The 24,303-nt window shown below is 61.4% G+C and carries 24 protein-coding genes; 6 read left to right on the top strand and 18 right to left on the bottom strand.

Going from position 1 to position 24,303, the window contains the following annotated elements; translation table 11 throughout:
* Nucleotides 1-20: 20 nt before the first annotated feature.
* From AC1Q9F_RS03415 to AC1Q9F_RS03390, 6 genes are all read right to left on the bottom strand, one after another.
* Nucleotides 21-1,043 (bottom strand): sugar kinase, encoded by a 1,023-nt coding sequence (locus AC1Q9F_RS03415; protein WP_492618958.1) that lies wholly within the window; start codon nucleotides 1,041-1,043, stop codon nucleotides 21-23.
* Nucleotides 1,036-1,818 carry a sugar phosphate isomerase/epimerase family protein gene (locus AC1Q9F_RS03410; protein WP_492618959.1) on the bottom strand — a complete coding sequence of 261 codons (783 nt, stop codon included), beginning with the start codon at nucleotides 1,816-1,818 and terminating at the stop codon, nucleotides 1,036-1,038. The genes AC1Q9F_RS03415 and AC1Q9F_RS03410 overlap by 8 nt, the downstream gene beginning before the upstream one ends.
* Before the next feature lie 64 nt (nucleotides 1,819-1,882).
* Nucleotides 1,883-2,908, bottom strand: coding sequence for a LacI family DNA-binding transcriptional regulator (locus AC1Q9F_RS03405; protein ID WP_492618960.1), 1,026 nt, complete (start codon nucleotides 2,906-2,908; stop codon nucleotides 1,883-1,885).
* A 157-nt stretch (nucleotides 2,909-3,065) separates the two neighbouring features.
* Complete coding sequence (locus tag AC1Q9F_RS03400; protein WP_207982840.1) at nucleotides 3,066-3,707, bottom strand: DUF1345 domain-containing protein; 642 nt, start codon at nucleotides 3,705-3,707, stop codon at nucleotides 3,066-3,068.
* 79 nt (nucleotides 3,708-3,786) lie between these two features.
* The gene (locus tag AC1Q9F_RS03395; protein WP_492618961.1) at nucleotides 3,787-6,885 is read right to left on the bottom strand and encodes a multidrug efflux RND transporter permease subunit; all 3,099 of its coding nucleotides are present in this window, start codon (nucleotides 6,883-6,885) and stop codon (nucleotides 3,787-3,789) included.
* A 15-nt stretch (nucleotides 6,886-6,900) separates the two neighbouring features.
* Entirely contained in the window at nucleotides 6,901-8,058 is a 1,158-nt protein-coding gene (locus AC1Q9F_RS03390) for an efflux RND transporter periplasmic adaptor subunit (RefSeq protein ID WP_273899565.1), read from the bottom strand.
* Between the two features lie 273 nt (nucleotides 8,059-8,331).
* Here AC1Q9F_RS03390 and AC1Q9F_RS03385 point away from each other — a divergent pair, with 273 nt between their 5' ends.
* Both AC1Q9F_RS03385 and AC1Q9F_RS03380 read left to right on the top strand, forming a co-directional pair.
* Nucleotides 8,332-9,033: a response regulator gene (locus AC1Q9F_RS03385; protein ID WP_492618962.1), complete on the top strand. Its 702-nt coding sequence runs from the start codon at nucleotides 8,332-8,334 to the stop codon at nucleotides 9,031-9,033.
* 4 nt (nucleotides 9,034-9,037) lie between these two features.
* Complete coding sequence (locus AC1Q9F_RS03380; RefSeq protein WP_273902759.1) at nucleotides 9,038-10,339, top strand: ATP-binding protein; 1,302 nt, start codon at nucleotides 9,038-9,040, stop codon at nucleotides 10,337-10,339.
* A gap of 43 nt (nucleotides 10,340-10,382) precedes the next feature.
* On the opposite strand, the gene pncA is transcribed toward AC1Q9F_RS03380, so the two are convergent.
* The 4 genes from pncA to AC1Q9F_RS03360 all read right to left on the bottom strand — a co-directional run bounded on the left by pncA (nucleotide 10,383) and on the right by AC1Q9F_RS03360 (nucleotide 12,896).
* Nucleotides 10,383-11,009, bottom strand: coding sequence for a bifunctional nicotinamidase/pyrazinamidase (gene pncA / locus AC1Q9F_RS03375; RefSeq protein ID WP_492618963.1), 627 nt, complete (start codon nucleotides 11,007-11,009; stop codon nucleotides 10,383-10,385).
* A 50-nt stretch (nucleotides 11,010-11,059) separates the two neighbouring features.
* A complete protein-coding gene (locus tag AC1Q9F_RS03370; RefSeq protein WP_492618964.1) occupies nucleotides 11,060-11,818 on the bottom strand; it encodes an anti-sigma factor family protein in 759 nt (252 codons plus the stop codon).
* Nucleotides 11,815-12,300, bottom strand: a complete 486-nt coding sequence (locus AC1Q9F_RS03365) for an RNA polymerase sigma factor (protein ID WP_207986217.1) — start codon at nucleotides 12,298-12,300, stop codon at nucleotides 11,815-11,817. Before AC1Q9F_RS03365 ends, AC1Q9F_RS03370 begins: the two co-directional genes overlap by 4 nt.
* A 62-nt stretch (nucleotides 12,301-12,362) precedes the next feature.
* A complete protein-coding gene (locus tag AC1Q9F_RS03360; protein WP_007951256.1) occupies nucleotides 12,363-12,896 on the bottom strand; it encodes a tetratricopeptide repeat protein in 534 nt (177 codons plus the stop codon).
* A 158-nt stretch (nucleotides 12,897-13,054) separates the two neighbouring features.
* On the opposite strand from AC1Q9F_RS03360, the gene AC1Q9F_RS03355 reads away from it, so the two are divergent.
* The 3 genes from AC1Q9F_RS03355 (at nucleotide 13,055) to nudC (ending at nucleotide 15,560) form a co-directional block, all read left to right on the top strand.
* Nucleotides 13,055-13,828, top strand: a complete 774-nt coding sequence (locus tag AC1Q9F_RS03355) for a class I SAM-dependent methyltransferase (RefSeq protein ID WP_492618965.1) — start codon at nucleotides 13,055-13,057, stop codon at nucleotides 13,826-13,828.
* Between the two features lie 82 nt (nucleotides 13,829-13,910).
* A complete protein-coding gene (locus tag AC1Q9F_RS03350; RefSeq protein WP_011334292.1) occupies nucleotides 13,911-14,723 on the top strand; it encodes a crotonase/enoyl-CoA hydratase family protein in 813 nt (270 codons plus the stop codon).
* Between the two features lie 6 nt (nucleotides 14,724-14,729).
* A complete protein-coding gene (nudC, locus tag AC1Q9F_RS03345; protein ID WP_039768669.1) occupies nucleotides 14,730-15,560 on the top strand; it encodes an NAD(+) diphosphatase in 831 nt (276 codons plus the stop codon).
* On the opposite strand, the gene AC1Q9F_RS03340 is transcribed toward nudC, so the two are convergent.
* From AC1Q9F_RS03340 to AC1Q9F_RS03325, 4 genes are all read right to left on the bottom strand, one after another.
* The gene (locus tag AC1Q9F_RS03340; RefSeq protein ID WP_207982832.1) at nucleotides 15,528-16,307 is read right to left on the bottom strand and encodes a TSUP family transporter; all 780 of its coding nucleotides are present in this window, start codon (nucleotides 16,305-16,307) and stop codon (nucleotides 15,528-15,530) included. The genes nudC and AC1Q9F_RS03340 overlap by 33 nt on opposite strands.
* A gap of 108 nt (nucleotides 16,308-16,415) precedes the next feature.
* A complete protein-coding gene (locus AC1Q9F_RS03335) occupies nucleotides 16,416-16,937 on the bottom strand; it encodes a hypothetical protein (RefSeq protein ID WP_492618966.1) in 522 nt (173 codons plus the stop codon).
* Nucleotides 16,938-17,168: 231 nt separating this feature from the next.
* Complete coding sequence (locus tag AC1Q9F_RS03330) at nucleotides 17,169-17,648, bottom strand: nuclear transport factor 2 family protein (protein WP_492618967.1); 480 nt, start codon at nucleotides 17,646-17,648, stop codon at nucleotides 17,169-17,171.
* A gap of 53 nt (nucleotides 17,649-17,701) precedes the next feature.
* A complete protein-coding gene (locus AC1Q9F_RS03325; RefSeq protein WP_492618968.1) occupies nucleotides 17,702-18,268 on the bottom strand; it encodes a TetR/AcrR family transcriptional regulator in 567 nt (188 codons plus the stop codon).
* Between the two features lie 265 nt (nucleotides 18,269-18,533).
* Here AC1Q9F_RS03325 and pssA point away from each other — a divergent pair, with 265 nt between their 5' ends.
* Nucleotides 18,534-19,877 (top strand): CDP-diacylglycerol--serine O-phosphatidyltransferase, encoded by a 1,344-nt coding sequence (gene pssA / locus AC1Q9F_RS03320; RefSeq protein WP_492618969.1) that lies wholly within the window; start codon nucleotides 18,534-18,536, stop codon nucleotides 19,875-19,877.
* 63 nt (nucleotides 19,878-19,940) lie between these two features.
* On the opposite strand, the gene efeO (AC1Q9F_RS03315) is transcribed toward pssA, so the two are convergent.
* Genes efeO (AC1Q9F_RS03315) through efeU form a run of 4 tightly spaced genes read right to left on the bottom strand, consistent with a single transcriptional unit; the run spans nucleotide 19,941 to nucleotide 24,150 of the window.
* The gene (gene efeO, locus AC1Q9F_RS03315) at nucleotides 19,941-20,765 is read right to left on the bottom strand and encodes an iron uptake system protein EfeO (RefSeq protein ID WP_085687128.1); all 825 of its coding nucleotides are present in this window, start codon (nucleotides 20,763-20,765) and stop codon (nucleotides 19,941-19,943) included.
* A gap of 21 nt (nucleotides 20,766-20,786) precedes the next feature.
* Nucleotides 20,787-22,085, bottom strand: coding sequence for an iron uptake transporter deferrochelatase/peroxidase subunit (gene efeB, locus AC1Q9F_RS03310; RefSeq protein ID WP_492618970.1), 1,299 nt, complete (start codon nucleotides 22,083-22,085; stop codon nucleotides 20,787-20,789).
* Between the two features lie 17 nt (nucleotides 22,086-22,102).
* Entirely contained in the window at nucleotides 22,103-23,302 is a 1,200-nt protein-coding gene (efeO, locus tag AC1Q9F_RS03305) for an iron uptake system protein EfeO (RefSeq protein ID WP_492618971.1), read from the bottom strand.
* 8 nt (nucleotides 23,303-23,310) lie between these two features.
* Complete coding sequence (efeU, locus tag AC1Q9F_RS03300) at nucleotides 23,311-24,150, bottom strand: iron uptake transporter permease EfeU (protein WP_085696065.1); 840 nt, start codon at nucleotides 24,148-24,150, stop codon at nucleotides 23,311-23,313.
* Between the last annotated feature and the right edge of the window lie 153 nt (nucleotides 24,151-24,303).

Here is a 24,303-nt window from a genome sequence, read left to right as displayed (position 1 = left end):
TTCAAAAAAAGTTGCGTCTGTTACGCCCCCTTCGCGAGCAAGCTCGCTCCCACAGTGTCCGTGGCGTACACAAGACTTGTGGGAGCGAGCTTGCTCGCGAAGGCGGCCTTGAATTCAGCGGAGAGTTCGGATCGGGTCGGCAAACCCTCCATGTCCCCCCGGCTCTGCACCGCCCGGCTGCCAATCCAGTTGGCACGTCTGACCGCCTCGGGAAAACTCTGGTGTTCCAGCAGGGCACTGATCATCCCGACCGCGAATCCATCGCCAGCGCCAACCGTATCGACCACGGTTTCAACCGGCACCCCGGCGACAAACCCCTGATCCAGATGCGTGCGGTAATACGCACCCTGCGGCCCGAGCTTGATCGCCACCGCTTCGGCACCCTGATCGAGATAGAACGCAGCGATATCCGCCGGATCTTCAAACCCGGTCAACAACCGACCTTCGCTTAACCCCGGCAACACCCAGTGGGCGAGGGCGGCGAGGCGGTTGATCTCGCTGATCATCTCCCGCTCACTGGCCCACAGGCTCGGGCGCAGGTTCGGGTCGAACGACACGCTGCGGCCGGCGTTGCGCATGCGGGTCATCAATTCACGGGACATTTCACGGGCAGAGGCCGACAGCGCCGGCGGAATGCCGGTGGCGTGCAGATGCCGGGCGCTTAACAGCGTCGAGGTGATTGATTGTGGCGACAGATGACTGGCCGCCGAGCCGCGACGGAAATACTCGACCGTCGGGTCGCTGCCGTCATCGTTGCGCGACTTGAGCTGGAAACCGGTTGGATGCGCGTTGTCGACTTCAACATGGCTGCAATCGAGCCCCTCGCGGGCCAGGGTTTCGACGACAAATCGTCCCAGCGAATCGGCACCGACACGGCTCAGCCAAGCCACCTTGAAACCTAGCCGAGACAGGCCGATGGCGACGTTGCTGTCGGCCCCGGCAATCCGTTTGTGAAACTGCTCGACGGAGGCCAGATCACCGCTCTGTTCGGCGACAAACATGGCCATGGTTTCGCCGAACGACAGAATATCGATCTCAGACATGAGCAGGCTCCAGACGGGACTGGCCGAGGCGGGCGAGGGCGGCGACGTGTTCGGTGGTGAGTTGCACCAGATCATCGCCCTGCAACGGGTATTCGGCGGCGCGCATGACCCCTTGGGCCATGTGCCGCAGCAGTTGTTCCCACAGATGCAGGTCAGTGGCGGCGGGCGGTACGGCCACCAGTTTGCCGTCGGCACGACGGGCCACGGCTTTGCAATGCACGTAGCCAACGTGGCGTCCCAGCAACCGTGCGGCGCTGGTGGCGGACTGGTCTTGCCACTGCCAGTTGCCGATGTCGAAGGTCATTTTGATCGGCAGGTTGTGCTGTTCGACAGCGGCGAAGAACCGCTGGAACGGTTCGATGCGACCGCCGTGCAGGGTCTGATCGTTCTCCACCAGCAGTTGCACGGGGCTTTGCGCAAGGATTTGCCCCAGAGTCTGCAGATCATTGTTGTCGGTGAAAAAACCGAGGGAAACCTTCAGCCACTTCGAGCCGAACGCTTCGGCGTTCTGCAGCGCGGTGATGAGTTCGGGATTGGGCCGTGACTGGCCGGCGAGCCACAGTTCGGTCAGCGAGGAATAGATGCTTTGCAGGCCTTCAGCCTGTGTGGCAGCGGCGAGTTGTTCCGGGACTTCGTTGGTCAGCAACTCTTCGCGCCATTCGATGCGATTGGCGCCGGCAGCGCCCAGCACTTCGATGAACGAGCCTTGGCCACGACGGCGAACAAAATCAGCGCCGTAGCTGGAAAGACTGATGGAAACGGCAGGTTTATTCATTGTTATCTACCTCTGAAACCGGTTTCATTTTTGTTCAAAAATTTTTGGGTGGCCCCGTAGGGCCTTATTCCGCCTTGCTGCGCGTCGAGCCGCGCTCGATCAGCACCGGCGCAAAATCCAGTGTCCGCGCCGCTTCATCATCCCCACGCAAACGCTTGAGCAAACACTCAAACGCCCGCGCACCAATCTCCTCCGTCGGCTGAGCGAGGGCAGTAATCCCGCTCCCCACCAGCGGATACCAATCCAGATCATCCAGCGCGATCAACCCGACATCCTCGAACAACCGGCAGCCAATCTCACGCAATGCCAAGGTGCAGGCCAGCGCCGCCACGCCATTGGCGCAGAACAGGGTCTTTGGGCCGTTATCAGATGTGTTCAAAAAGGTTTGAAGATCGTTCGCAAGGCTCGGGCCGGTTTCCAGCACCGCGCCACGCATGTCTTTGCGCTGGCCAATCTGCTGCTGAAAACCGCTGACCCGCTCAATCCGCGAACTGGTGCCGTCATACGGTTCCGTCACAAGCAACACATCGCGATAGCCGCGCTGCTGAAGGTGTTCGAGCGCCATCTCGATGGCCAGCGGGTTGTTCAACCCGACCATGTCGCTGTCGAGCCCGCCCACTTTGCGATCCACCAGTACCAGCGGCATTTCCCGCTTCAACTCATCCAGTTCATCCCAGTGATGACCCAGGGTGTTCACGATCAGCCCTTCGATGTTGTACGAGCGCAACAGCGCCAGGTGCTGACGTTCCTGCTCGTCATCGCGGTCGGTGTTGCACACCACCAGGCTGTAGCCGTGCCGACGGCAGGCAGTTTCCACCCCGTGCATCACGGCAATCGAATAAGGGTTGCGGATATCGGCCACCAGCATGCCGATCAGGCGGGTGCGGCCACGCTTCAGGCCTCGGGCCATTTGATTGGGGCGGTAACCGAGTTCGGCAATCGCCTGCTCGATGCGCTGGGCAATCGCATCGGAGAGCAGGGCGCGGTCGTCGCCAATGAAGCGCGAGACGCTGGCCTTGGACACGCCAGCGTGTTCGGCGACGTCGAGCATGGTCACGCGGCTGCGCTGGGCGGCGGAGAAATCGTTCACGGTCTGAAACCTTATTATTGGATTTGTCAGGTCAGATCGCTGTAACAGGATCTGAAACCGGTTTCAGGAAACACCAGAAGCGATTCGATCGTCAAGTGAATGATCGGGAGAAATTCATAAGTCGCCGACAAATGGCGCTCGTTGGGAACCGCTGACGTCAGCCGAACAACCCGGCGGCGATGTTGATCGAGAACCCGAGGATGGCGGTGTTGAACACAAATCCGATCAGCGACTGTGCCAGCACGATCTTGCGTATTTCCCGCGTAGCCACGCCGACATCCGCCGTCTGCACAGCGACGCCGATGGTGAACGAGAAGTACAGAAAGTCCCAGTAATTGGGCGTCGTCAGGCCTTCGGCAAAGCGCAGCGCCGGCTCCTTGCCGTCCCAGGTGTAAAACAGCCGGGCGTAGTGGACGCTGAAAATCACCCCGATCAGCAGCCATGAGCCGATCACCGTCAATGCGGTAAAACCGTAGTGCAAGAGTTTGCGGGTGGTTTCCAGGTCCTTGGTGCCGGCCAGTTCCAAGGTGATGGTCGCCAGGCTGGCCAGCGCCGCGATACACACCACGAACAGCACCAGCCCTGCGTTCTCGTCCTCGATGACCGCGATCTGCTTGACGTCCGGCGCCTTCGCCCGGGCGGTGAGCCAGAGCATCAGCGCCAGATAGGTCCAGACCCCGGCGTTCCAGCCGATGAGGATTTTGCTGATGACGGAGTCGGCGGGCACCAACAGGCCGACGGCAAGACCGAACAGGGCGGCGGCGGAGAGGCGAGGGTGGGTGCGGGCGAGGAAGCGCATGGGAACTCGATGGGCCAGGGTGTGCAGACAACCTTAGCCCAGCGCGGCGACCTGTGGCCACCGCGCAGGGAATGGTCAATCAATCGGGCTTGGCGAACCTGCGCACAAGCTTGATCACCACAACGAAGAACACCGGCACAAAGATCACTGCCAGCGTCGCCGTAATCATCCCGCCAATCACCCCGGTACCAATCGCCTGCTGGCTCGCCGAACTCGCGCCGGTGGCAATCGCCAGCGGCACCACACCGAGAATGAACGCCAGCGAAGTCATGACAATCGGCCGCAACCGCAGACGCGCCGCTTGCAAGGTCGCGTCAATCAAATCATGACCCTCGTCATACAGGCTCTTGGCGAACTCGATGATCAGGATCGCGTTCTTCGCCGACAGGCCGATGATGGTGATCAGGCCGACCTTGAAGAACACGTCGTTGGGCATTCCGCGCAGAGTCACCGCCAGCACCGCACCGAGCACGCCGAGCGGCACAACGAGCAGCACGGAAGTCGGAATCGACCAGCTCTCGTACAACGCCGCCAGACACAGGAACACGATCAGCAGCGACAGTCCGAGCAGGATCGGCGCCTGGCTGCCGGACAAACGTTCCTGCAACGACAGACCGGTCCATTCCTGACCCAGACCTTTCGGCCCCTGGGCCACCAGCCGTTCGATCTCCGCCATGGCTTCGCCGGTGCTGTGGCCGGGTTTCGGCTCGCCGGAAATCGAGATTGCCGGGTAGCCGTTGTAGCGGGTCAACTGCGCCGGGCCCTGTGTCCATGTGGCTCTGACGAACGCTGACAGCGGCACCATTTTCCCGGCATCGTTGCGCACGTGCATTTTCAGCAGGTCATCGACCTGACTGCGGCGATCGCCTTCAGCCTGCACGACAACCCGTTGCATCCGCCCCTGATTGGGGAAGTCATTGACGTACGAAGAGCCGATGGCAGTGGAAAGCACGTTTCCGACGTCGGCGAACGAGATGCCCAGTGCGTTGGCCTGCTTGCGATCCACTTCCAGCTGCACTTGCGGTGCTTCGGCCAGGGCGCTTTCACGTACGTTCATCAGGATCGGGCTTTTCTCGGCGGCTTCCAGCAACTGGGTGCGCGCCTCCATCAAGGTCGCATGGCCGAGGCCGCCGCGATCCTGCAGGCGGAATTCGAAGCCGCTGGAAGTGCCGAGACCGTCAACCGGCGGCGGCAGCACAGAGAACGCCATCGCATCCTTGATCTGGCTCAGGGCGATGTTGGCGCGGTCGGCAATCGAGCTGGCCGAGTCGTCGCTGCCACGCTGCGACCAGTCCTTGAGCGTGGTGAAGGCCAATGCGGCGTTCTGCCCGCTGCCGGAGAAGCTGAAGCCCAGAATCACCACGCTGTCGCTGACACCCGGTTCACCGTTGTTGTGCGTTTCAAGCTGTTCGGCGACTTGCACCGTACGATTCTTGGTCGCGCCCGGTGGCAGCTGGATGTCGGTGATGGTGTAACCCTGATCCTCGACCGGCAGGAACGAGGAGGGCAGACGCGCGAAACACAGGCCCAGGCCCACCAGCAGCACAACGTAGATCAACAGATAACGACCGGTGCGTTTCAGCGCGTAGCCGACCCAGCCTTGATAACGATCGGTCAGTTGCTCGAAGCGACGGTTGAACCAGCCGAAGAACCCGGTTTTCTCGTGGTGTTCACCCTTGGCAATCGGCTTGAGCAGCGTCGCGCACAGCGCCGGGGTCAAGGTCAGCGCGAGGAACGCCGAGAACAGGATCGAGGTGGCCATCGACAGCGAGAACTGCCGGTAAATGACGCCCACCGACCCTTGCATGAATGCCATCGGAATGAACACCGCCACCAGCACCAGCGTAATGCCGATGATCGCGCCGGTGATCTGGGTCATCGCCTTGCGGGTCGCCTCTTTCGGTGACAGGCCTTCGGTGGCCATGATCCGTTCGACGTTCTCCACCACCACAATGGCGTCGTCCACCAGAATGCCGATGGCCAGCACCATGCCGAACATGGTCAGCACGTTGATCGAGAAGCCCAGCGCGAGCATGGTCGCGAAGGTGCCCATCAACGCCACCGGCACTACCAGCGTCGGGATCAGGGTGTAACGGATGTTCTGCAGGAACAGGAACATCACCGCGAACACCAGCAACATCGCCTCGCCGAGGGTGTAGACCACTTTGGTGATCGAGACCTTCACGAATGGCGAGGTGTCGTAGGGAATCTTGTATTCCACACCGGCAGGGAAATAGCGCGACAGCTCATCCATCTTCGCCCGGATCAGCGTTGCGGTGCTGAGGGCATTGGCGCCCGGCGACAGTTGCACGCCGACGGCGGTGGACGGTTTGCCGTTCAGACGGGTGCCGAACTGGTATTCCTGGCTGCCGATCTCGACCCGCGCCACATCCTTGATGCGCACGGTGGAACCGTCCGGATTGGCCTTGAGCACGATGTCGGCAAACTCTTCCGGCGTCGAAAGCTGACCCTTGACCAGAATCGTCGCGGTGATTTCCTGAGTGCTCGGGTTAGGCAGATCGCCGATGCTACCCGCCGACACCTGGGCGTTCTGCGCGACGATGGCGGCGTTGACGTCGGCCGGCGTCAGGTTGAAACCGATCAGCTTCTGCGGGTCTACCCAGATCCGCATTGCCCGCTCGGCGCCGTACAGCTGGGCCTTGCCGACGCCGTCAATACGCTTGATCTCGTTCATCACGTTGCGCGCCAGGTAATCGCTGAGCGCCACGTCGTCGAGCTTGCCGTCGCTGGAGGTGAGGGTGATCAGCAGCAGGAAACCGGCGGAGACTTTCTCCACCTGCAAGCCCTGCTGATTGACCGCTTGCGGCAGGCGCGACTCGACCACTTTCAGGCGGTTTTGCACATCAACCTGCGCCAGTTCCGGGTTGGTACCCGGCTGGAAAGTGGCCTTGATCGTGGCGCTGCCCAGGCTGCTCTGCGATTCGAAATACAGCAGGTGATCGGCGCCGTTGAGCTCTTCCTCGATCAGGCTGACCACGCTTTCGTCTACGGTCTGCGCCGAGGCGCCCGGGTACACGGCATAGATTTCGATCTGCGGCGGCGCGACGTCGGGGTATTGCGCCACCGGCAATTGCGGGATGGCCAGCGCACCGGCCAACAGGATGAACAACGCGACGACCCAGGCGAACACCGGGCGGTCGATAAAGAACTGCGGCATAGAAGAGCGTCCTGCTTACTGACCAGAGGTCTGGGCAAGTGGAAGAGGGGTGTCGTCGATCTGCACCACTTCGCCCGGACGGGCGTGCTGCAGGCCTTCGATGACAATGCGGTCGCCGGCTTTCAGGCCTCCGGTGACGATCCAGCGGTCGTTCTGCACCGCGCCGAGCTGCACTGGCTGTTGGGCGACGCGCATCTGATCGTCGACGGTCAGCACTTGCGCCACACCGGCGCTGTCTCGCTGCACCGCGCGTTGCGGAACGGTCAGGCCGTGCTGGATCACGCCTTGCTCCAGACGCACGCGAACGTAGCTGCCGGGCAACAGATCGAGATCCGGGTTGGGGAACTCGCTGCGCAGGATGATCTGACCGGTGCCCGGATCGACCGTGATGTCGCTGAACAGCAATTTGCCCGGTAGCGGATAAAGGCTGCCGTCGTCCTGGATCAGCGTGGCTTTGATCTGATCCTGGCCGACCTGCTGCAACTGGCCGGAACGGAATGCCCGGCGCAGCTCATTGAGTTCGCGGGTCGACTGAGTGAGGTCGGCGTGGATCGGGTTCAACTGCTGGATCAGCGCCATGGGTGTGGTTTCGTTCTGGCCGACCAGCGCACCTTCGGTCACCAGAGCACGACCGACACGCCCGGAAATCGGCGCGGTGACGGTGGCGTACCCCAGATTCAGCTTCGCGCGCTCGACGGCTGCCTTGTTGGCGGCCACGTCGGCGGCAGTCTGCCGGGCGTTGGCGCGGGCGTTGTCGTAGTCCTGAGCGCTGATGGCCTTGTCGTCGATCAACTGGGCGTAGCGCTGTTCCTGCAGCTTTGCCTGGAAGGCGTTGGCTTCGGCCTTGCGCAGGGCCGCTTCGGCGCTGTCGAGGTCAGCCTTGAATGGTGCCGGGTCGATGCGGAACAAAACATCGCCCTTTTTCACGTCGCTGCCTTCGCGGTAGGTGCGTTGCAGCACGACGCCGGCCACTCGGGCACGGACTTCGGCAATACGCGGCGCGGCAATCCGCCCGCTGAGTTCGCTGCTGATCGACAGGGGGCGCGCCTCAAGGGTTTCGATCCGCACGGTGGCCGGCGGCGCCTGTTCCTCGGCGTTCGAGGATTTATCACAGGCACTCAGCGTCAGCGCCAATGCGATCAGGCCGAGCCCGGCCAGCAGATTCTTCGACATGTACAACCCCCAATATTGATCTGCGCATCCTACGGACAGTCGCCGAGGGTAGCGGTGAAGCTTTGTAGGCGCTGTGTGAAATTGTGTAAGGGTTTTGCTCAGGGACGAGTGAGGGCGTATATCCTTTACGCCTTGAATTATTTCGTGACTGTTAAGCCGCTTTCGCGAGCAAGCTCGCTCCCACAGGTTTTGTGAACGACACAAATTCAATGTGGGAGCGAGCTTGCTCGCGAAGAGGCCCTGACAAACACCACTGCAATATCTGGATCATCAATGCCCAACATTCTTCTGGTCGAAGACGACACCGCCCTCGCCGAACTGATCTCCAGTTACCTCGAACGCAACGGTTACTCCGTCAGCGTGATCGGCCGTGGCGACCATGTGCGCGAACGGGCGCGGCTCAATCCGCCGGACCTGGTGATTCTCGACCTGATGCTGCCGGGCCTCGACGGCTTGCAGGTCTGTCGCCTGTTGCGCGCCGACTCGGCAACGCTGCCGATCCTGATGCTCACCGCCCGCGACGACAGCCACGATCAGGTGCTGGGCCTGGAAATGGGCGCCGACGATTACGTCACCAAACCCTGCGAGCCGCGCGTCCTGCTGGCGCGGGTGCGCACCTTGCTGCGGCGCAGCAGCCTCGGCGAACCGGTGACCGCCAACGACCGCATCCTGATGGGCAACCTGTGCATCGATCTGTCGGAGCGCACCGTGACCTGGCGCGAGCAACCGGTCGAGCTGTCCAGCGGCGAATACAATTTGCTGGTGGTACTGGCCCGTCATGCCGGCGAAGTGCTGAGTCGCGACCAGATCCTGCAACGCCTGCGCGGCATCGAGTTCAACGGCACCGACCGTTCGGTGGACGTGGCGATCTCCAAGCTGCGACGCAAGTTCGACGACCACGCCGGCGAGGCGCGCAAGATCAAGACCGTGTGGGGCAAGGGCTATCTGTTCAGCCGTTCCGAGTGGGAATGCTGATTCGATGTTCAGAATCCTGTTTCGCCTCTATCTGGTGACGATCGTCTCCTACAGCGCGGCGATCTATCTGGTGCCGGATCTGGTGGTGATGGCGTTCAAGCAGCGATTCGTCACCTACAACCTCGACTATTCCCGTGGCCTGCAATCGCTGATCACCAAGCAGTTTCGCGCGGTGCCGCAGGATCAGTGGCCGGCGCTCGCGGCCTCGATGGACAAGGATTTCCAGCCGCTGCACATCGTGCTCGCCCGTATCGATGACGCCGGGTTCACCGACATTGAGAAAGAACGTCTGCGGCGCGGCGAAAACATGGTGCGGGTGGGCGACTGGGGCTGGCGCACGCTGGCGGTCACGCCGCTGAATGACGAAATGGCGGTGCAGATGGTGGTGCCGCCGGATCCGATGGACGTGAACCTGTTGTACTGGAGCATCAATGTACTGATCGGTGCGAGTCTGCTGGCGTGCCTGTTGCTCTGGTTTCGCCCGCACTGGCGCGATCTGGAACGCCTCAAGGGCACGGCCGAACGCTTCGGCAAGGGCCATTTGAGCGAGCGCACCCAGATTGGCTCGAACTCCAACATCGGCAGTCTGGCCAACGTGTTCGACACCATGGCCGGCGATATCGAAAACCTGCTCAACCAGCAGCGGGACCTGCTCAACGCCGTGTCCCACGAACTGCGCACGCCGCTGACCCGCCTGGACTTCGGCCTGGCGCTCGCGCTGTCCGATGACTTGCCGCAGGCCAGTCGCGAACGCCTGCAAGGGCTGGTCGCGCACATTCGCGAACTGGATGAATTGGTGCTGGAGTTGCTGTCCTACAGCCGCCTGCAGAATCCGGCGAAGTTGCCGGAGCAGGTCGAAGTGTCGCTGGACGAATTCATCGACAGCATTCTGGGCAGCGTCGACGAAGAACTGGAATCCCCGGAAATCGTCATCGATGTGCTGCTGCACAACCAGCTGGAACGTTTCTCCCTCGACCCGCGCCTGACGGCCCGCGCGATTCAGAACCTGCTGCGCAACGCCATGCGCTATTGCGAAAAGCGCATTCAGATCGGTGTGCAGGTCTGCCCGAAAGGCTGCGAGATCTGGGTGGATGATGACGGGATCGGCATTCCGGAAGACGAGCGGGAGCGGATTTTCGAGCCGTTCTATCGACTGGATCGCAGTCGCGATCGGGCGACCGGCGGGTTTGGCCTGGGGCTGGCGATCAGCCGGCGGGCGCTGGAGGCGCAGGGCGGGACGTTGACGGTGGAAAGTTCGCCGTTGGGTGGGGCGAGGTTCAGGCTCTGGCTGCCAACCCCGACCTGATGATCGTTCCCACGCTGAGCGCCCAGCGTGGGAACCGGGATTATCAGAGCAGTTCAGTGGACTGGATCAATCCAACCCCGGCCACCTGCATCCGCTCGATCGCCGACGCCAGCGAGCCGTTCAAATCAATCGCCCGACACGCATCCAGCACCACAAACGCATTGAACCCCGCCGCCCGCGCGTCCAGCGCAGAAAACATCACGCAAAAGTCCAGCGCCAGACCAACCATGTACACCGTGTCGATCCCGCGTTCCTTCAGATAACCGGCCAGCCCCGTGGTCGTGACACGATCCGCTTCCAGAAACGCCGAATAGCTGTCGATGTCCGGGTTGCAGCCCTTGCGGATGACCAACTGCGCGTGGGGCAAATCGAGTCCCGAGTGAAACCCGGCACCGCGTGAGCCCTGAATACAGTGATCCGGCCACAGCGTCTGCTCGCCATACGGCAGTTGAATCACGTCATAAGGCTGACGGCCGGGATGGCTGGAGGCAAACGAAGCATGCCCCGCCGGGTGCCAGTCCTGGGCAATGACCACTTGCTTGAACTGGCCGGCGAGCCGGTTGATCAGCGGAACGATCAGGTCACCTTCTGGGACGGCCAACTGGCCACCGGGAATGAAGTCGTTCTGCACGTCGATGACCAGCAGGGCTGCGCGTGGCGAAATCGGCATAAATCCATCCTTCTTGGAAAATCACCCGAGCAGCATAGTGACAAAATTCTTTAAACGTTCAGCCGGGATTTAAACATTTTCGCCATGTCTTCGAGCTCGGAAGCCGGGTGATGGCCGATCAGCATCCAGGCATGTTCGCGCTCGGTCCAGTACACCACGTTCATCCCGTGCCGGCGTTCATGAGCCATTGGCTGGCTGCCGCTGTTGGTGCGCGTGACGCACAGCGCCAGCGGGCCGTGGGTGGCGTCGAGCCAGGTCATCTGGGCGATGGGCACGCCGTCATACTCGAGCAATTGCGCGCGTTTGAACTGCGCGCCGGGCAGTTTCAGTTTCGCCGGCGACAGGTTTACGCCCAGCCGCGCATCGACGGTGCGCAACTGCGCCAGTTGCGAGGCTTCATCGGTGGGCAGATGTTCGAGGGTCTGCGGCACATACAGCGCCATGTAATCGCCCACCAGTTCACGCCAGTTATGCGATTGCTGCGCTTGCCAGGCCAGGAACAAGCGGTCCGCCGCGATACCCGCGAGCGCCACGCCCGCTGCCGCTGCGCCGATGAACCAGCGTCGGCTGAAACCAGGCTTCTGCGGTGACGGCGCGGCATCGAGCCGGGCCTGCAAACGGTCGAGCGGCGCCTGTTGCGCCAGTTCGTCGTAGGCCGCCTTGAATGGCAGATTGCTGCGGCTCAGCCATTGCACCCGCAAACTCAGCAGCGGGTCGTCGGCGATGAGGCTGTCGAGCTGGCTGCGCTGCTCGCGGTCCAGTTCATCGTCCAGATACGCCACCAGTTGCTCGTCGGAAGGCGCATTCATTGCCGGTCTCCTGCGGGGGTGTTCGGTACCGCTTGCAGCGGCGGGTATTCGGCCAGTTTCAGGCGCGCGGTGGCCAGCCGGCTCATGACCGTGCCGATCGGCACTTGCAGGATCTCGGCGACTTCGCGGTAGGACAGGCCTTCGACGTAGGCCAGATAGACCGTTTCGCGCTGGGTTTCCGGCAACGCATCGACCCGGCGGATCACCTGCGCGGCCATGACGTGGGTCTGCGCGGCGTATTCACCATCGAAGGTCAGCTGACTTTCGGCATCCGCCACGCCCTGGCCCTGGCGCACCCGGCGGGCGCGCACTTCGTTGAGCCAGATCGAATGCAGGATGCTCAGCAGCCATCGGTCCATGCGCGTGCCGGCCACGTACTGGCCCGAACGCTCGAGCGCCCGCACGCAGGTGGCTTGCACCAGATCCTCGGCCACGTGCCGATTGCGCGACAGCAGCAAGCCGTAACGCCACAAGCGCGCCAGGTGTTGCCCGAGTTCGGCTCTGAAGGCCTGATCGCTGAAAATGTTCGCCTCCGCGTGTCGTGTCAGGTTTTCGATGAATCGTTGATGGCTTCGGCCAGGTCCCGGTATTCCTCGCAGGTCGTGCCGCAAATCTTCTGGATGTGCTGCAACTGTTCCTGCGCCAGATCGACGCGGCCCTTGATCACATAAGCCTCGCCCAGATATTCGCGGACCTGCGCGTACTGCGGATCGAGTTTCACCGATTGCAGGTAATAGCCGATGCCTTCGTCAGTGCGACCCAGTTTGCGCGTCGCGTAACCGCGATAGTTGAGAGCCTTGGCGGTGTTCGGTTGTTCCAGCGTGTCGAGCAGGGCCAGGGCTTCTTCGTAACGACCGGCCTTGGCCAGACGGTAGGCGTAATCGGTGCGGTCGGCGTCGGGCACCAGATGGCTGGTCTGCATCACGCACTTCTGGGTTTTGGTGTCGAACACCTGGCCTTTGGGGCAGTTGGGTTTCTGAACGGGTGCCTCTTCATCGCCATTGGCGAAGGCGAGGGGGCTCGCGAAAACGGCGGCCACCAGCAACGGGGCGGCGAACATAACGGAACGGATAGTCATGGGCAAGGCTCCACAGGGGGTCATGTTTCACTTTGAACACCGCAGGGTGAAAATTTATTCATTGCTTTGTCAGGCTTTGTTAAAGGAAAGCCCTTTTACCGGCGCTATGCTCGTCAGCATTCGTTGTCGATCTGCAGTTCTACCATGGGAGTTTGGCCATGAAAGATCAGGTTCACCACTCGGCCGCCAGCGGCTACAAAACCGCTGCCGACACCTACGTCAAAGGCCGGCCCGACTATCCGCCGGCCGTCAGCGAATGGCTGACGGGCACACTGGGCCTCGATGGCCACAAGACCGTTATCGACCTCGGCGCCGGCACCGGCAAGTTCACCGGACGGCTGGTGGCGACCGGTGCCCAGGTAATCGCCGTGGAACCGGTGGCGCAGATGCTGGAAAAACTGTCACTGGCCTGGCCGCAAGTGTTGGCCGTCAGCGGTACGGCGACGGATTTGCCGCTGCCCGATGCCTCGGTGGATGCGGTGGTGTGCGCGCAGGCCTTTCATTGGTTTGCCAGTCGCGAGGCGCTGGATGAAATCGCCCGTGTCCTCAAACCGGGCGGCAAGCTGGGCCTGATCTGGAACCTGCGCGACACCCGGGTCGACTGGGTGCCCAAGCTGGACGCTATCGTCAATGCGTTGGAGGGCGACACACCGCGCTTCTACACCGGCGAATGGCGCAAAGCCTTTCCCCATCCGGCGTTCGGGCATTTGCAGGCCCAGCATTTTCAGCATGGCCATACCGGCTCGCCGGAGGATGTGATTTTCAACCGGGTGCGCTCCACCAGTTTCATTGCGGCGTTGAACGATCAACAGCGCGCAAAGATCGACGAGCAGATTGCTCAACTGATTGTCGGCGAGCCGCAGCTGCGGGGCAGGGAGGTGGTGACGGTGCCTTACGAGACCGCCGCCTTCGTCGCGGTGAAGAACGGCTAAAGTCCCGCATTTGGCCGAACCGCCGTGCTGATGCCTTGTTATAGTTCGGGCCTCATTTTCAGCCCGGTAAAGGACTTCTGCCATGACTCAATACACCGCCTTCAGCGTCGAACTGGCCGACAACATCGCCCATGTGCAGATTAATCGTCCGGAAAAGATCAACTCGATGAACGCCGCGTTCTGGAGCGAAATCGTCGAGGTGTTCCAGTGGATCGACGACACCGACGAAGTGCGGGTGGTGGTGCTGAGTGGTGCCGGCAAGCACTTCTCCTCGGGCATCGACCTGATGATGCTGGCCGGCGTGGCCAATGAACTGGGCAAGGACGTCGGCCGCAATGCGCGCCTGCTGCGCAAGAAGATCCTGACCCTGCAAGCCTCATTCAATGCCGTCGACAATTGCCGCAAGCCGGTACTCGCGGCGATCCAGGGTTACTGCCTGGGCGGCGCCATTGACCTGATCGCCGCCTGCGACATGCGCTACGCCGCCGAAGACGCGCAATTCTCGATCAAGGAAATCGACATCGGCATGGCGGCCGACGTTGGCACCCTGCAACGGTTGCCACGGATCATCGGTGACGGCATGCTGCGTGAGCTGGCTTACACCGGTCGCACCTTTGGCGCCGAAGAAGCGCGCAGCATCGGCCTGGTCAATCGCGTCTACAGCGACAAGGACGGCCTGATCGAGGGTGTGATGGACATTGCCCGGGACATCGCCGGCAAGTCGCCGATCGCGGTCACCGGCACCAAGGAAATGATCAGCTACATGCGCGACCATCGCATCGACGATGGTCTGGAGTACGTTGCCACCTGGAACGCCGCCATGCTGCAATCCAACGATTTGCGCGTGGCCATGGCTGCCCATATGAGCAAACAGAAACCCGAATTTCTGGATTGAGAAACCATGACATCTCGCTGGACCACTGCAGTACTGGACACCGATCAACCCGGCGGCTGGGCCGTGGCGCGCAGCCCCGAGGGTTTCCTGTTCGATGACAACGGCGCGCTGTTCCCCCGGGAATGGCTCAAGCGTCAGGACTTGTCGATCCTTGCCGAGCACGGTATCGGTCATCTCGATGGCGAACCGGTGTATCTGCTGGAACTGCGCAGCACCAGCGAGGTGCCGGGTTGCAACTGGAAAGGCCTGCGGGCGTTCATGCTCGATGGCGATCACACGATCTACAAAGTGCTGGGCTACGCCGCGCAAATCGGGACGTGGGCTCGGGAGCACCGTTTCTGCGGCAACTGCGGTCAGGCCATGACCCAGGTGCCACGGGAGCGGGCGATGTATTGCCAGCCCTGCGACCTGCGCAGCTATCCGCGGATTTCGCCGAGCATGATCGTGCTGGTGACCCGTGGCGATGAAGTGCTGCTGGCGCGTTCACCGCGTTTCGTCACCGGGGTCTACAGCACGCTGGCCGGGTTTGCCGAACCGGGTGAGTCGGCCGAGGATTGCCTGATTCGCGAAGTGCGCGAGGAAGTGCAGATCGAGGTGAAGAACATCCAGTACATGGGCAGCCAGTGCTGGCCGTTTCCGCACTCGATGATGCTCGGTTTCCATGCCGAATACGCCGGTGGCGAGATTGTCTGTCAGGAAGACGAGATCGAAGACGCCCAGTGGTTCAACGTGCACGATCTGCCGCCGTTGCCGGCGTCCAAATCGATTGCCCGCTACCTGATCGACGTTTACGTGGCGCGGCGCTTAGGCCACGCTGAACCAGTGTTGCCAGGCTAGACGCACGGTCAACCCCAGCACCACGGTGATGAACACCGGACGAATGAACTTGGCGCCGCCGCTGATCGCGGTACGCGCCCCGAAGAACGCGCCGACCATCACCGACAGGCCCATGCTCAGGCCGATGATCCAGTCCACCTGCCCGGAAAACACGAACACCGACAGCGCCGCAATGTTGCTGACGAAGTTCATGCTGCGCGCTACGCCGCTGGCCTTGACCAGATCGATCGGGTAGAGCAGCAGGCTGCTGACCGTCCAGAACGCGCCAGTGCCGGGGCCGGCCACGCCGTCGTAGAAACCGAGGCTGAAGCCTTGGGTCGATTGCCACTTCTTCTTGATCGGGGCGTCGCTGTCCAGCGGCGCTTTCGGCGTGCCGCCAAACAACAGGTACAGGCCACAGGCGAAGACGATCACCGGCAGCATCTTGTTCAGCCATTCGGCGGGCAGGTAATGGGCGACGACGGCGCCGGTCAGCGCGCCGACCAGCGTGCCGACGATGGCGTGCATCCACTGTTTGGGGTGGAACAGCTTGCGTCGGTAGAAGGTGAAACTGGCGGTGGCCGAGCCGAAGGTCGAACTCAGCTTGTTGGTGCCCAGCACCAGGTGCGGCGGCAGGCCGGCGGTGAGCAACGCAGGCGTGGTCAACAGACCGCCACCGCCGGCGATGGCGTCGATGAATCCGGCAATGAAAGCGACAAGGGCCAGAACGGCCAGGGTGGTGAGGTCAACGCTGAGTTCGAAAGGCATGGAATCGGCTTATTTCGGCAGGGCAGGAACGGGCGGTCATCATAGCTGTAACACCCGTTCATCGCGACTGGGATCCTGATCGATCAAGTGGTGCCTGAATGTTAGTCGCTACATAGTCGACAACCAGGCATTGTCGATGAAATACGGCCCTTTATTTCCAAAGGGATCATTGGGAATGCCGAAGTGAATATCCAGCCACTCGTAGCCGGGTTGAATGATGCCCTTGAACGTCAGTGTTCTTGTCTTGGGATCGACATACTCCTGTCTGTACCAGACTTCGTCTTCACCTGTGCTACGGTTGCTTGCCCAAATCATGCAAGTGATAAATGCGTGGAGCATAGGATTGGAGGTTCTGTTGCGATCAGTGGTGTGAAATCGTCGATCCTTGGTGTCTTGCAGCGGGACGGCATTGGGCGCTTGAGCGTCGACGCTGAAAGTAAATTCTCCGGGCTGAATACGGAAACTCTCGGTGGCCAGATTTTGTCCCTGGTTTCTGCCGCCGACCATGCGTGCTGCATAGTTAGAGTTACGAAGTACGACCGACATGGGGGTGTCGTAGTTGCGAGCAATCCAATGCTGGAAGTCGCCGGTGCTGAAATCACCATTTCGAATCAGATTTTTTTGCGTCATGTCAGATGCTCACGTAGACAGAAGGAAGGGCAGTTGCCGTCCGTTTCGAACGGGCAACCTCGTTACGTGAATATCATTCGATGCATTCTTCCCCTTCGCTACTGTTACAACTGACAGTCCATAAGCACCATTCGCAATAAGCATAAGTGTCGGCTGTGATCTTCAACAGTCGTTGGATCAGCATGACGGCGGGAGCATCTTTACTCCCGCCGTTGGTAATCTGGTCCGTAATTACAGACCCAGCTCGGACAACCCCGGATGATCATCCGGGCGTCGGCCCAGCGACCAGTGGAACTTGCGTTCGCTTTCCTTGATCGGCATGTCGTTGATGCAGGCGTAACGCTGGAACATCAGGCCGTGCTCGTCGAATTCCCAATTCTCGTTGCCGTAGGAACGGAACCAGTTGCCCGAATCGTCGTGCCATTCGTAGGCGTAGCGCACGGCGATGCGGGTGTCGGAGTAGGCCCAGAGTTCCTTGATCAGGCGGTAATCCAGCTCCTTGGCCCATTTGCGGGTGAGGAATCCCTTGGCTTCTTCGCGGTTGTTGGCGAATTCGGCGCGGTTACGCCATTTGGTGTCCAGGGTGTAGGCCAGCGACACGCGCTCCGGGTCGCGGGAGTTCCAGCCATCCTCGGCCAGACGAACTTTTTCAATGGCTGATTCACGGTTGAACGGTGGCAGTGGCGGACGAACTTCGGCTGCAGTAGACATGTTTGTCTCCCGATTTATTAACAGTTAAACAACTTGTCAGGCTTATTAAGGCGTTACAGGTCCAATAACTTTCGCGCCATGCATTGCGCATTATCGGCGGCACTGTGATCACCCATCACAAGCGCTACGGTAATGGCGCCGTCAATCAGGATCAGCAGCTGCTTGGCCAACAGTTGCGGGTCCTCGGCTCCATGTTCGGTACACAGCTCGCACAGGTAGTCGAGCAGCTTTTGTTTGTGGTCTTTGGCGACCAGGCGGACCGGATCCTCGGGATCGCCGGTCTCACCGCTGGTATTGATGAAAGCGCAGCCCCGGAAGCCTTCCGAGGCGAACCAGCCCTTGAGCACGGTAAACAGGTTGAGCAGGCGGTCGGCCGGGGTTTCGGCCTGATCGACGGCGCTTCTGTACCAGTGCATCCAGCGCACGTCGCGGCGTTGCAGGGCGGTGACGGTCAACTCCTCCTTGTTGGCGAAGTAGCGGTAGATACTCTTTCTGGAAACGCCGGCGGTTTTCACCAGAAGATCCATGCCGGTGGCCGCGATGCCACTTTTGTAGATCAACTTTTCGGTGACATCCAGAATGATGTCTCGGGTCGTGTCGTTGCTGATTATCTCGTTCATGTGGCGAACAGTAGAACGATCGTTCTCCTTGGTCAAATGTTTTTTATTGATCGTTCCCACGCTCTGCGTGGGAATGCCTCAAGGGACGCTCCGCGTTCCAGCTCTGGAAGGGACGCGGAGCGTCCCGGGCTGCATTCCCACGCAGAGCGTGGGAACGATCATTCAAGAGCGCGGTAACGATCAGTCATTACAGACACTCACAAGACCCGAAGGAGTTGATGGTGTAAGCTCTCGGGTTCTTCGGATTCGACCCATTGCGAGCCCTATGCCGTTGCTTTTCAAACGCTCTCTGCTGCCCAAACTGCGCAGCTTTCCGCTGACCCCCGAGGCCGTGACGATCCTGCCCGGCGCCGCCGATTTCCGCCGTTGCCTGCTGGAAAAAATCGCCCAGGCGACCCAGCGCATCTACCTCGTCGCGCTTTATCTGCAAAACGATGAAGCCGGCCAGGAAATCCTCGATGCCTTGCACGCCGCCAAACTCAAGCGTCCCGAGCTTGAAATCGCGGTGGTCGTCGACTGGCTGCGGGCCCAGCGTGGCTTGATCGGCGCCGGCAAACAGCCGGGCAACTCGGCGTGGTATCAGGAAATGACCCGCACCCACCAGAGCGTGGTGCCGGTCTACGGCGTGCCGGTGCAGACCCGCGAGCTGTTCGGCGTGCTGCACCTCAAAGGCTTCGTGATCGACGATTGCGTGGTCTACAGCGGTGCTAGCCTGAACAACGTCTACCTGCACAAATTCGACAAGTATCGCTTCGACCGTTATCACGTGCTGCAAAACCGCGAACTGGCGGACTCGATGCACCACCTGGTCAAGCACGGCCTGATCGAATCGAAAGCAGTGCATCGCCTCGACCTGCCGAACCTGCCGACCACCCGCAGCCTGCGCAACGACATCGGCGACCTGCGCAGCCGCCTCAAATATGCGGCCTACGACACCAGTGCCGGCAGCACGGCGCATACCGGCCTGTCGGTCAGTCCGTTGCTCGGTGTGGGCAAGAACAACCCGCTGAACCGGGTGATTCTGGAGCTGATCGCCAGCGCCCAGAAGCAACTGACCATCTGCACGCCGTACTTCAACCTGCCACTGGGGGTGATTCGCGAGATCAATCGGGCGCTGGCGCGCGGCGTGAAGATCGACATCGTGGTCGGCGACAAGACGGCCAACGATTTCTACATCCCTCCGAGCGAGCCGTTCAAGGTGATCGCCGCGCTGCCGTATCTTTACGAGATCAGCCTGCGCCGTTTCGCCAAGCGTCATCAGCGCAACATCGACAGCGGCCAGTTGAACCTGCATTTGTGGCGTGAAGGCGACAACAGCTATCACCTCAAGGGCATGTGGATCGACCAGCGCTACACGCTGCTGACCGGCAACAACCTCAACCCACGGGCGTTCCGTCTCGATCTGGAAAACGCCTTGCTGATCGATGACCCGAAAGGCGAGTGGCTGGAACCGCGCCGCGCGGAGCTGGAGAACATCTTCGTCCACACCACGCGGATCGCACGCTTCCAGGACCTGGAAGCCTTGCCGGACTACCCGGCGGGCGTGGCCAAGTTCCTCAAGCGCGTGAGCCGGGTGCGGGTCGAGCGGTTGCTCTATCGCATTCTCTAAAACCGGCCCACAAAAAATCCCCCGAACGCAGCAAGCGTCCGGGGGATTTTTTTATGCGCGGACTCAGTTCAGACCGAGCTTGCCACGCAATGTCGACAGGTCTTCCGCCAGGGTGTTGACCGGGCCGACCAGCGCCTTGCGGTCGTTGTCCTTCACCTTGTCGTAAGTCTCGAAACCACCGTCCTTGGTCTTGTACTTGGCCAGGATCTTGTCCACGGTGGCGAAGTTCTTGTCGACTTTGGCGACGAAGGCCTTGTCCTGCTTCTCGATCTGCGGACGGAACAGGTCGACGATTTTTTTCGCGCCGTCGATGTTGCCCTGGAAATCGTACAGGTCGGTGTGGCTGTAGCGGTCTTCTTCACCGGAGATCTTGGTCGCGGCGACTTCTTCGAGTAGCGCAGCGGCGCCGCCGACGACTTTCTCAGGCGGGAAGGTCAGGCCGGCGACGCGGGTCTGCAGGTCTTTGACGTCCTTGTTCAGGCCGTCCGCCAGGGCGTCGAGATCCTTGGTGCTTTTTTCCGAGAACAGCGAGTATTCGATGCGGTGGAAACCGGTGAAGTCTTCGGCTTTCACGCCTTGCTCGTGGTCGTCGACCCGGGAGTCGATGGAGGCGTCGAGGTCACTGAACAGCTCGGCGATCGGCTCGATCGACTCGTAATAGACGCGGGTCGGCGCGTAGAGCTTTTGCGCGGTGGCCAGGTCGCCTTTTTTCACCGCGTCGGTGAACTGCTGGGTGTGGCTGGCCAGTTCATCCAGTTGTTCGGTGACGTAGATCTTGTAGTCCGACACCGGCCCCACCAGATCCAGAGGCGCGGTCGCGGCGAACGCCGACAGCGGGGTGTTGAGCAAACCAAGGGTCAGCAATAACGCGAGTGGCGTCTTTTTCATGGGGGCGGCTCCTGTTGAATGCTATGCAGTTGTTTTTGGTTGAGTAGCGTTGAGCAGCGAGCGACCGATGAAGTCCTTGTCGCCCGTGACACCCGGCAGGGTGAAGAAGTAACCGCCGCCGATCGGCTTGAGGTATTCCTCCAGCGGTTCGCCATTGAGGCGGGTCTGCACGGTGATGAAGCCTTTTTCCAGGTCGGCCTGGTAGCAGATGAACAACAGGCCCATGTCGAGCTGGCCGTTCTTGTTCACGCCGTTGGAGTAGTTGAACGGACGGCGCAGGATCAGGTTGGCTTGGCTCGCGGCGGTGCGCGGATTGGCCAGGCGAATGTGCGCGTCGAGCTTGGTCAGCTTGCCTTCCGGGTCCTTGCTGTAATCCGGGACTTCGGTTTCATGGCTGGCGCCCATCGGCGCGCCGGTGGTTTTGACCCGGCCGATGATGCTTTCCTGTTCCTGCAACGGCGTGCGGTCCCAGCGTTCGACGAAGTTGCGGATGATCCGCACCGCCTGATAACTGCCATGGGCCGCCCAGGCCGGTTCGTCACTGCCCGGTTGCACCCAGACGATGCGATCCATGGCTTTGCCGTCGTTGGAATCCGGGTTGGCCGAACCGTCGCGGAAACCCAGAAAATTACGCGCCGATTGCGCCGGCACACCGGGCTTGGCCGGGGCTTGCGGCGGCACGCTGCCTTCCTGTTTCCAGCGCACCAGCAGCAGATCCGGCAGGTTCTTCACGATGTCGCGCAGGGCGTGGATGTTGGTGTCTGCGGTGTTGGAGCAGAACTGCAGGCTCAGGTCGCCGTGGCAGCAATCGGCTTCCAGCGCATCGTTGGGGAAACCGACCATGCGCACCAGGCGCTTGGGTTTGGCGGACGCGAGGCCGAAGCGCTCGTCGAACAGCGATTCGCCCACCGACACGGTGATGGTCAGGTTGTCCGGCGTGACCACCGGGCCGAGGATGCCGGAGTCCGGCGGCGGCAATTTCGGGTCGATCTGCGCGACCGGGCCGCCCTTCATCAGGAACGCGATGCGCTCGTTGAGGGTGCGGAACAGTCGCTCCAGGTCTTCACGGTCGCTGGCCAGCACATCGAACGACACCAGCATGCCGGACGCCGGGCGCGGGGTGACGATGCCGCTCTGATGCACGCCGTGAAAGTCGTGGTGATCCTGGGTCTTGTCGCTGCTCGGCGCTTCGGTGACTTGCGCAGGGGCGGCGGCCATCGCCGGGCAGCTCAACGCCGTGCCGGCCAGTGCGACACCGGCGGCGCCCATGCCCATCAATACGCGGCGACGTTGCAGGTTGAAGTGTTCGGAATCGTTCATCGGTATTCGTCTTCTGCTTACAGGCCGGAGAGGCCGAGGGCGGGATCAATGGCGTCGAGGGCGTCGGCCAGGGCCTTGGCCTTGTCGGCGATCTGCTTGCGTTGCTCACCGTTGACGGTGTCGTAACTGGCGTAGCCGTCCTTGACCTTGAAGCCGTTCAGCGCGGTATCGAAATCAGCCAGCGCGCTGTCGATTTTCGGCAGCAGGTCGGCGGCGGATTTGCTCAGCAGCGGGCGCAGCAGTTCGACGACTTTGTGCGCGGTTTCCTGATTGGCCGCGAAGCCGTTGAGATCGCTGTGGCTGTAGCGTTCCTCTTCGCCGCTGGCGGCGCGCACGTCGGCGAGGGTGTTGAGATTGCGCACGACGATTTCCACCAGTTGCTCCGGCGGCAGCGACTGGGCCAGCAGCTGTTGTTTCAGCGTGGTGACGTTGTCGAGCAAGCCTTGAGCAATGGGCGTCAGGCCGTCGAGTTTGCGTTGCTGGAACAGCGCGTATTCGAGGCGGTGGAAGCCGACGAAGGCCGGATCCTGCTCGCGTTTTTCGAAGTAATCGGCGCGGGCGTTGATGCTGTTGTCCAGTTCGGCCAGGCGTTGTGCGGCAGGGGCCATACGCTGGTACGCGGCACGGGCCGGCAGATACAACGCTTGGGCCTGGGCCAGATCGCCGTTGTCGATGGCTTGATTCAGCGCCGTCACGGCTTTGATCAGCGCGCTGCCCTGGCTGGCCAGATAAACGCGAAACTCCGACAGCGGCCCGACGAAGGCAACCATCGACGGCTTGGCCTTGGCGGCAGCATCGGACGCGGCGGTCGGCGTCACGTGCAGGGTGCCGCGCGGGTTGCTCAGCAGGCCGCAGGTGATGGCGTAGTCGCCGGGTTGCAGGTTGGCGTTGATCACCTGGCTCAGGCCCGGCGCGATGTTCTCGCGCTCTTCGATCACCAGCACGCCGTCGAGGATTTCCCATTCCACCGCCCGGTCGGAGCGGTTGACGATGCGGAAACTGGCGTGGCCGGCCGGGACGGTGAGGGCGTTCGGTTCGCAACTGTGCGGATGGATGTTCACCACCACTTCGTCACGGTTGTGCTGACGTTTGGCGGCGGCCATTTTCGAGGCGTAGTAGAACAGGCCACCGGCGGCGATCATCACGACCACCGAACCGGCCACCGCCCAGCGCAAGGCGCGGGGAGGCGAGGCCTGAGGAGTATTAGGCTTTGACATGAAGGCCCTTATTGGCTGGAAACGGAAGACGATTGGGCAGCAGGCTTGGGCGCCGGCATGAAGAACATGACCAGCGCCACCACCAGATAAATCAGGTACGCGCCGAGGGTGCTGACGGTCGGTGCGTCCTGATAACCGAACATGCCGGCCAGCACCGAGCCCAGCGGGCCATCCATCGGCAGCGTCGCGCTGAAGTCGAAAAGCACGGTTTGCAGGTGGTTCCACACCCCGGCTTCATGCAGGGCCTGCACCGAGTTGGCGAGAATCCCGGCGGCGACCACCAGAATGAACAGCCCGGTCCAGCGGAAGAACGCCGACAGGTTCAAACGCATGCTGCCGCTGTAGATCAGGAAGCCGACGATGATCGCCAGAATCAGGCCGAGCAGGGCGCCGATCGGCGCGGCCGGGCCTTCGCTCTGCTGGAACACGGCGAGCAGGAAGAACACGGTTTCCAGACCTTCCCGGGCCACGGCGAAAAACACCATGGCGATCAGCGCGATGACCTGATGCTTCGACGCGGTCAGCGCATGATCGAGGGAGGCTTGCAGCGAATGTTTGATCGAACGCGCCACCTTGCGCATCCAGAACACCATCGAGCTGAGAATGCCCACGGCCACCAGCCCGACCACGCCTTCGAACAGTTCCTGCTGTTTCTGCGGGAATTCGGCGCTGACCAGTTCCAGGCCACCGCCGACCAGCAACGCCAGCGCAGCAGCGAGAAATACTCCGATCCACACCGCCGGCATCCACTGGCCACGGCCGGTCTGTTGCAGGTAGCTGGCGATGATGCCAACGATCAGCGCGGCTTCGATGCCTTCGCGCAACATGATCAAAAAGGGAACGAGCATTCGACGATCACTGTGTAACGAAATGAGGTTACAAGTTGTAACATAATGAAAGTCATTCTCACATGGCATCCATTGACATTTACCTGAACCTCAGCTGAATGAGTCTGAACATCCACGTCGCCCAGCCAGCTGCGCTAAGATGCCCGCCACTCG

The sequence above is a fragment of the Pseudomonas sp. GW823-FHT04A03 genome (genome assembly GCF_058796615.1).
Note: the sequence above shows the minus strand (reverse complement) of the source record. Positions and strands in the feature narration are given on the sequence as shown.

What these genes read in the sequence shown, in the direction of transcription:
- AC1Q9F_RS03415 (WP_492618958.1), bottom strand. Translation starts at nt 1,043, where the DNA reads ATGTCTGAGATCGATATTCTGTCGTTCGGCGAAACCATGGCCATGTTT.
- AC1Q9F_RS03410 (WP_492618959.1), bottom strand. Translation starts at nt 1,818, where the DNA reads ATGAATAAACCTGCCGTTTCCATCAGTCTTTCCAGCTACGGCGCTGAT.
- AC1Q9F_RS03400 (WP_207982840.1), bottom strand. Translation starts at nt 3,707, where the DNA reads ATGCGCTTCCTCGCCCGCACCCACCCTCGCCTCTCCGCCGCCGCCCTG.
- AC1Q9F_RS03395 (WP_492618961.1), bottom strand. Translation starts at nt 6,885, where the DNA reads ATGCCGCAGTTCTTTATCGACCGCCCGGTGTTCGCCTGGGTCGTCGCG.
- AC1Q9F_RS03390 (WP_273899565.1), bottom strand. Translation starts at nt 8,058, where the DNA reads ATGTCGAAGAATCTGCTGGCCGGGCTCGGCCTGATCGCATTGGCGCTG.
- AC1Q9F_RS03385 (WP_492618962.1), top strand. Translation starts at nt 8,332, where the DNA reads ATGCCCAACATTCTTCTGGTCGAAGACGACACCGCCCTCGCCGAACTG.
- AC1Q9F_RS03380 (WP_273902759.1), top strand. Translation starts at nt 9,038, where the DNA reads ATGTTCAGAATCCTGTTTCGCCTCTATCTGGTGACGATCGTCTCCTAC.
- pncA (WP_492618963.1), bottom strand. Translation starts at nt 11,009, where the DNA reads ATGCCGATTTCGCCACGCGCAGCCCTGCTGGTCATCGACGTGCAGAAC.
- AC1Q9F_RS03370 (WP_492618964.1), bottom strand. Translation starts at nt 11,818, where the DNA reads ATGAATGCGCCTTCCGACGAGCAACTGGTGGCGTATCTGGACGATGAA.
- AC1Q9F_RS03360 (WP_007951256.1), bottom strand. Translation starts at nt 12,896, where the DNA reads ATGACTATCCGTTCCGTTATGTTCGCCGCCCCGTTGCTGGTGGCCGCC.
- AC1Q9F_RS03355 (WP_492618965.1), top strand. Translation starts at nt 13,055, where the DNA reads ATGAAAGATCAGGTTCACCACTCGGCCGCCAGCGGCTACAAAACCGCT.
- AC1Q9F_RS03350 (WP_011334292.1), top strand. Translation starts at nt 13,911, where the DNA reads ATGACTCAATACACCGCCTTCAGCGTCGAACTGGCCGACAACATCGCC.
- nudC (WP_039768669.1), top strand. Translation starts at nt 14,730, where the DNA reads ATGACATCTCGCTGGACCACTGCAGTACTGGACACCGATCAACCCGGC.
- AC1Q9F_RS03340 (WP_207982832.1), bottom strand. Translation starts at nt 16,307, where the DNA reads ATGCCTTTCGAACTCAGCGTTGACCTCACCACCCTGGCCGTTCTGGCC.
- AC1Q9F_RS03335 (WP_492618966.1), bottom strand. Translation starts at nt 16,937, where the DNA reads ATGACGCAAAAAAATCTGATTCGAAATGGTGATTTCAGCACCGGCGAC.
- AC1Q9F_RS03330 (WP_492618967.1), bottom strand. Translation starts at nt 17,648, where the DNA reads ATGTCTACTGCAGCCGAAGTTCGTCCGCCACTGCCACCGTTCAACCGT.
- AC1Q9F_RS03325 (WP_492618968.1), bottom strand. Translation starts at nt 18,268, where the DNA reads ATGAACGAGATAATCAGCAACGACACGACCCGAGACATCATTCTGGAT.
- pssA (WP_492618969.1), top strand. Translation starts at nt 18,534, where the DNA reads ATGCCGTTGCTTTTCAAACGCTCTCTGCTGCCCAAACTGCGCAGCTTT.
- efeO (WP_085687128.1), bottom strand. Translation starts at nt 20,765, where the DNA reads ATGAAAAAGACGCCACTCGCGTTATTGCTGACCCTTGGTTTGCTCAAC.
- efeB (WP_492618970.1), bottom strand. Translation starts at nt 22,085, where the DNA reads ATGAACGATTCCGAACACTTCAACCTGCAACGTCGCCGCGTATTGATG.
- efeO (WP_492618971.1), bottom strand. Translation starts at nt 23,302, where the DNA reads ATGTCAAAGCCTAATACTCCTCAGGCCTCGCCTCCCCGCGCCTTGCGC.
- efeU (WP_085696065.1), bottom strand. Translation starts at nt 24,150, where the DNA reads ATGCTCGTTCCCTTTTTGATCATGTTGCGCGAAGGCATCGAAGCCGCG.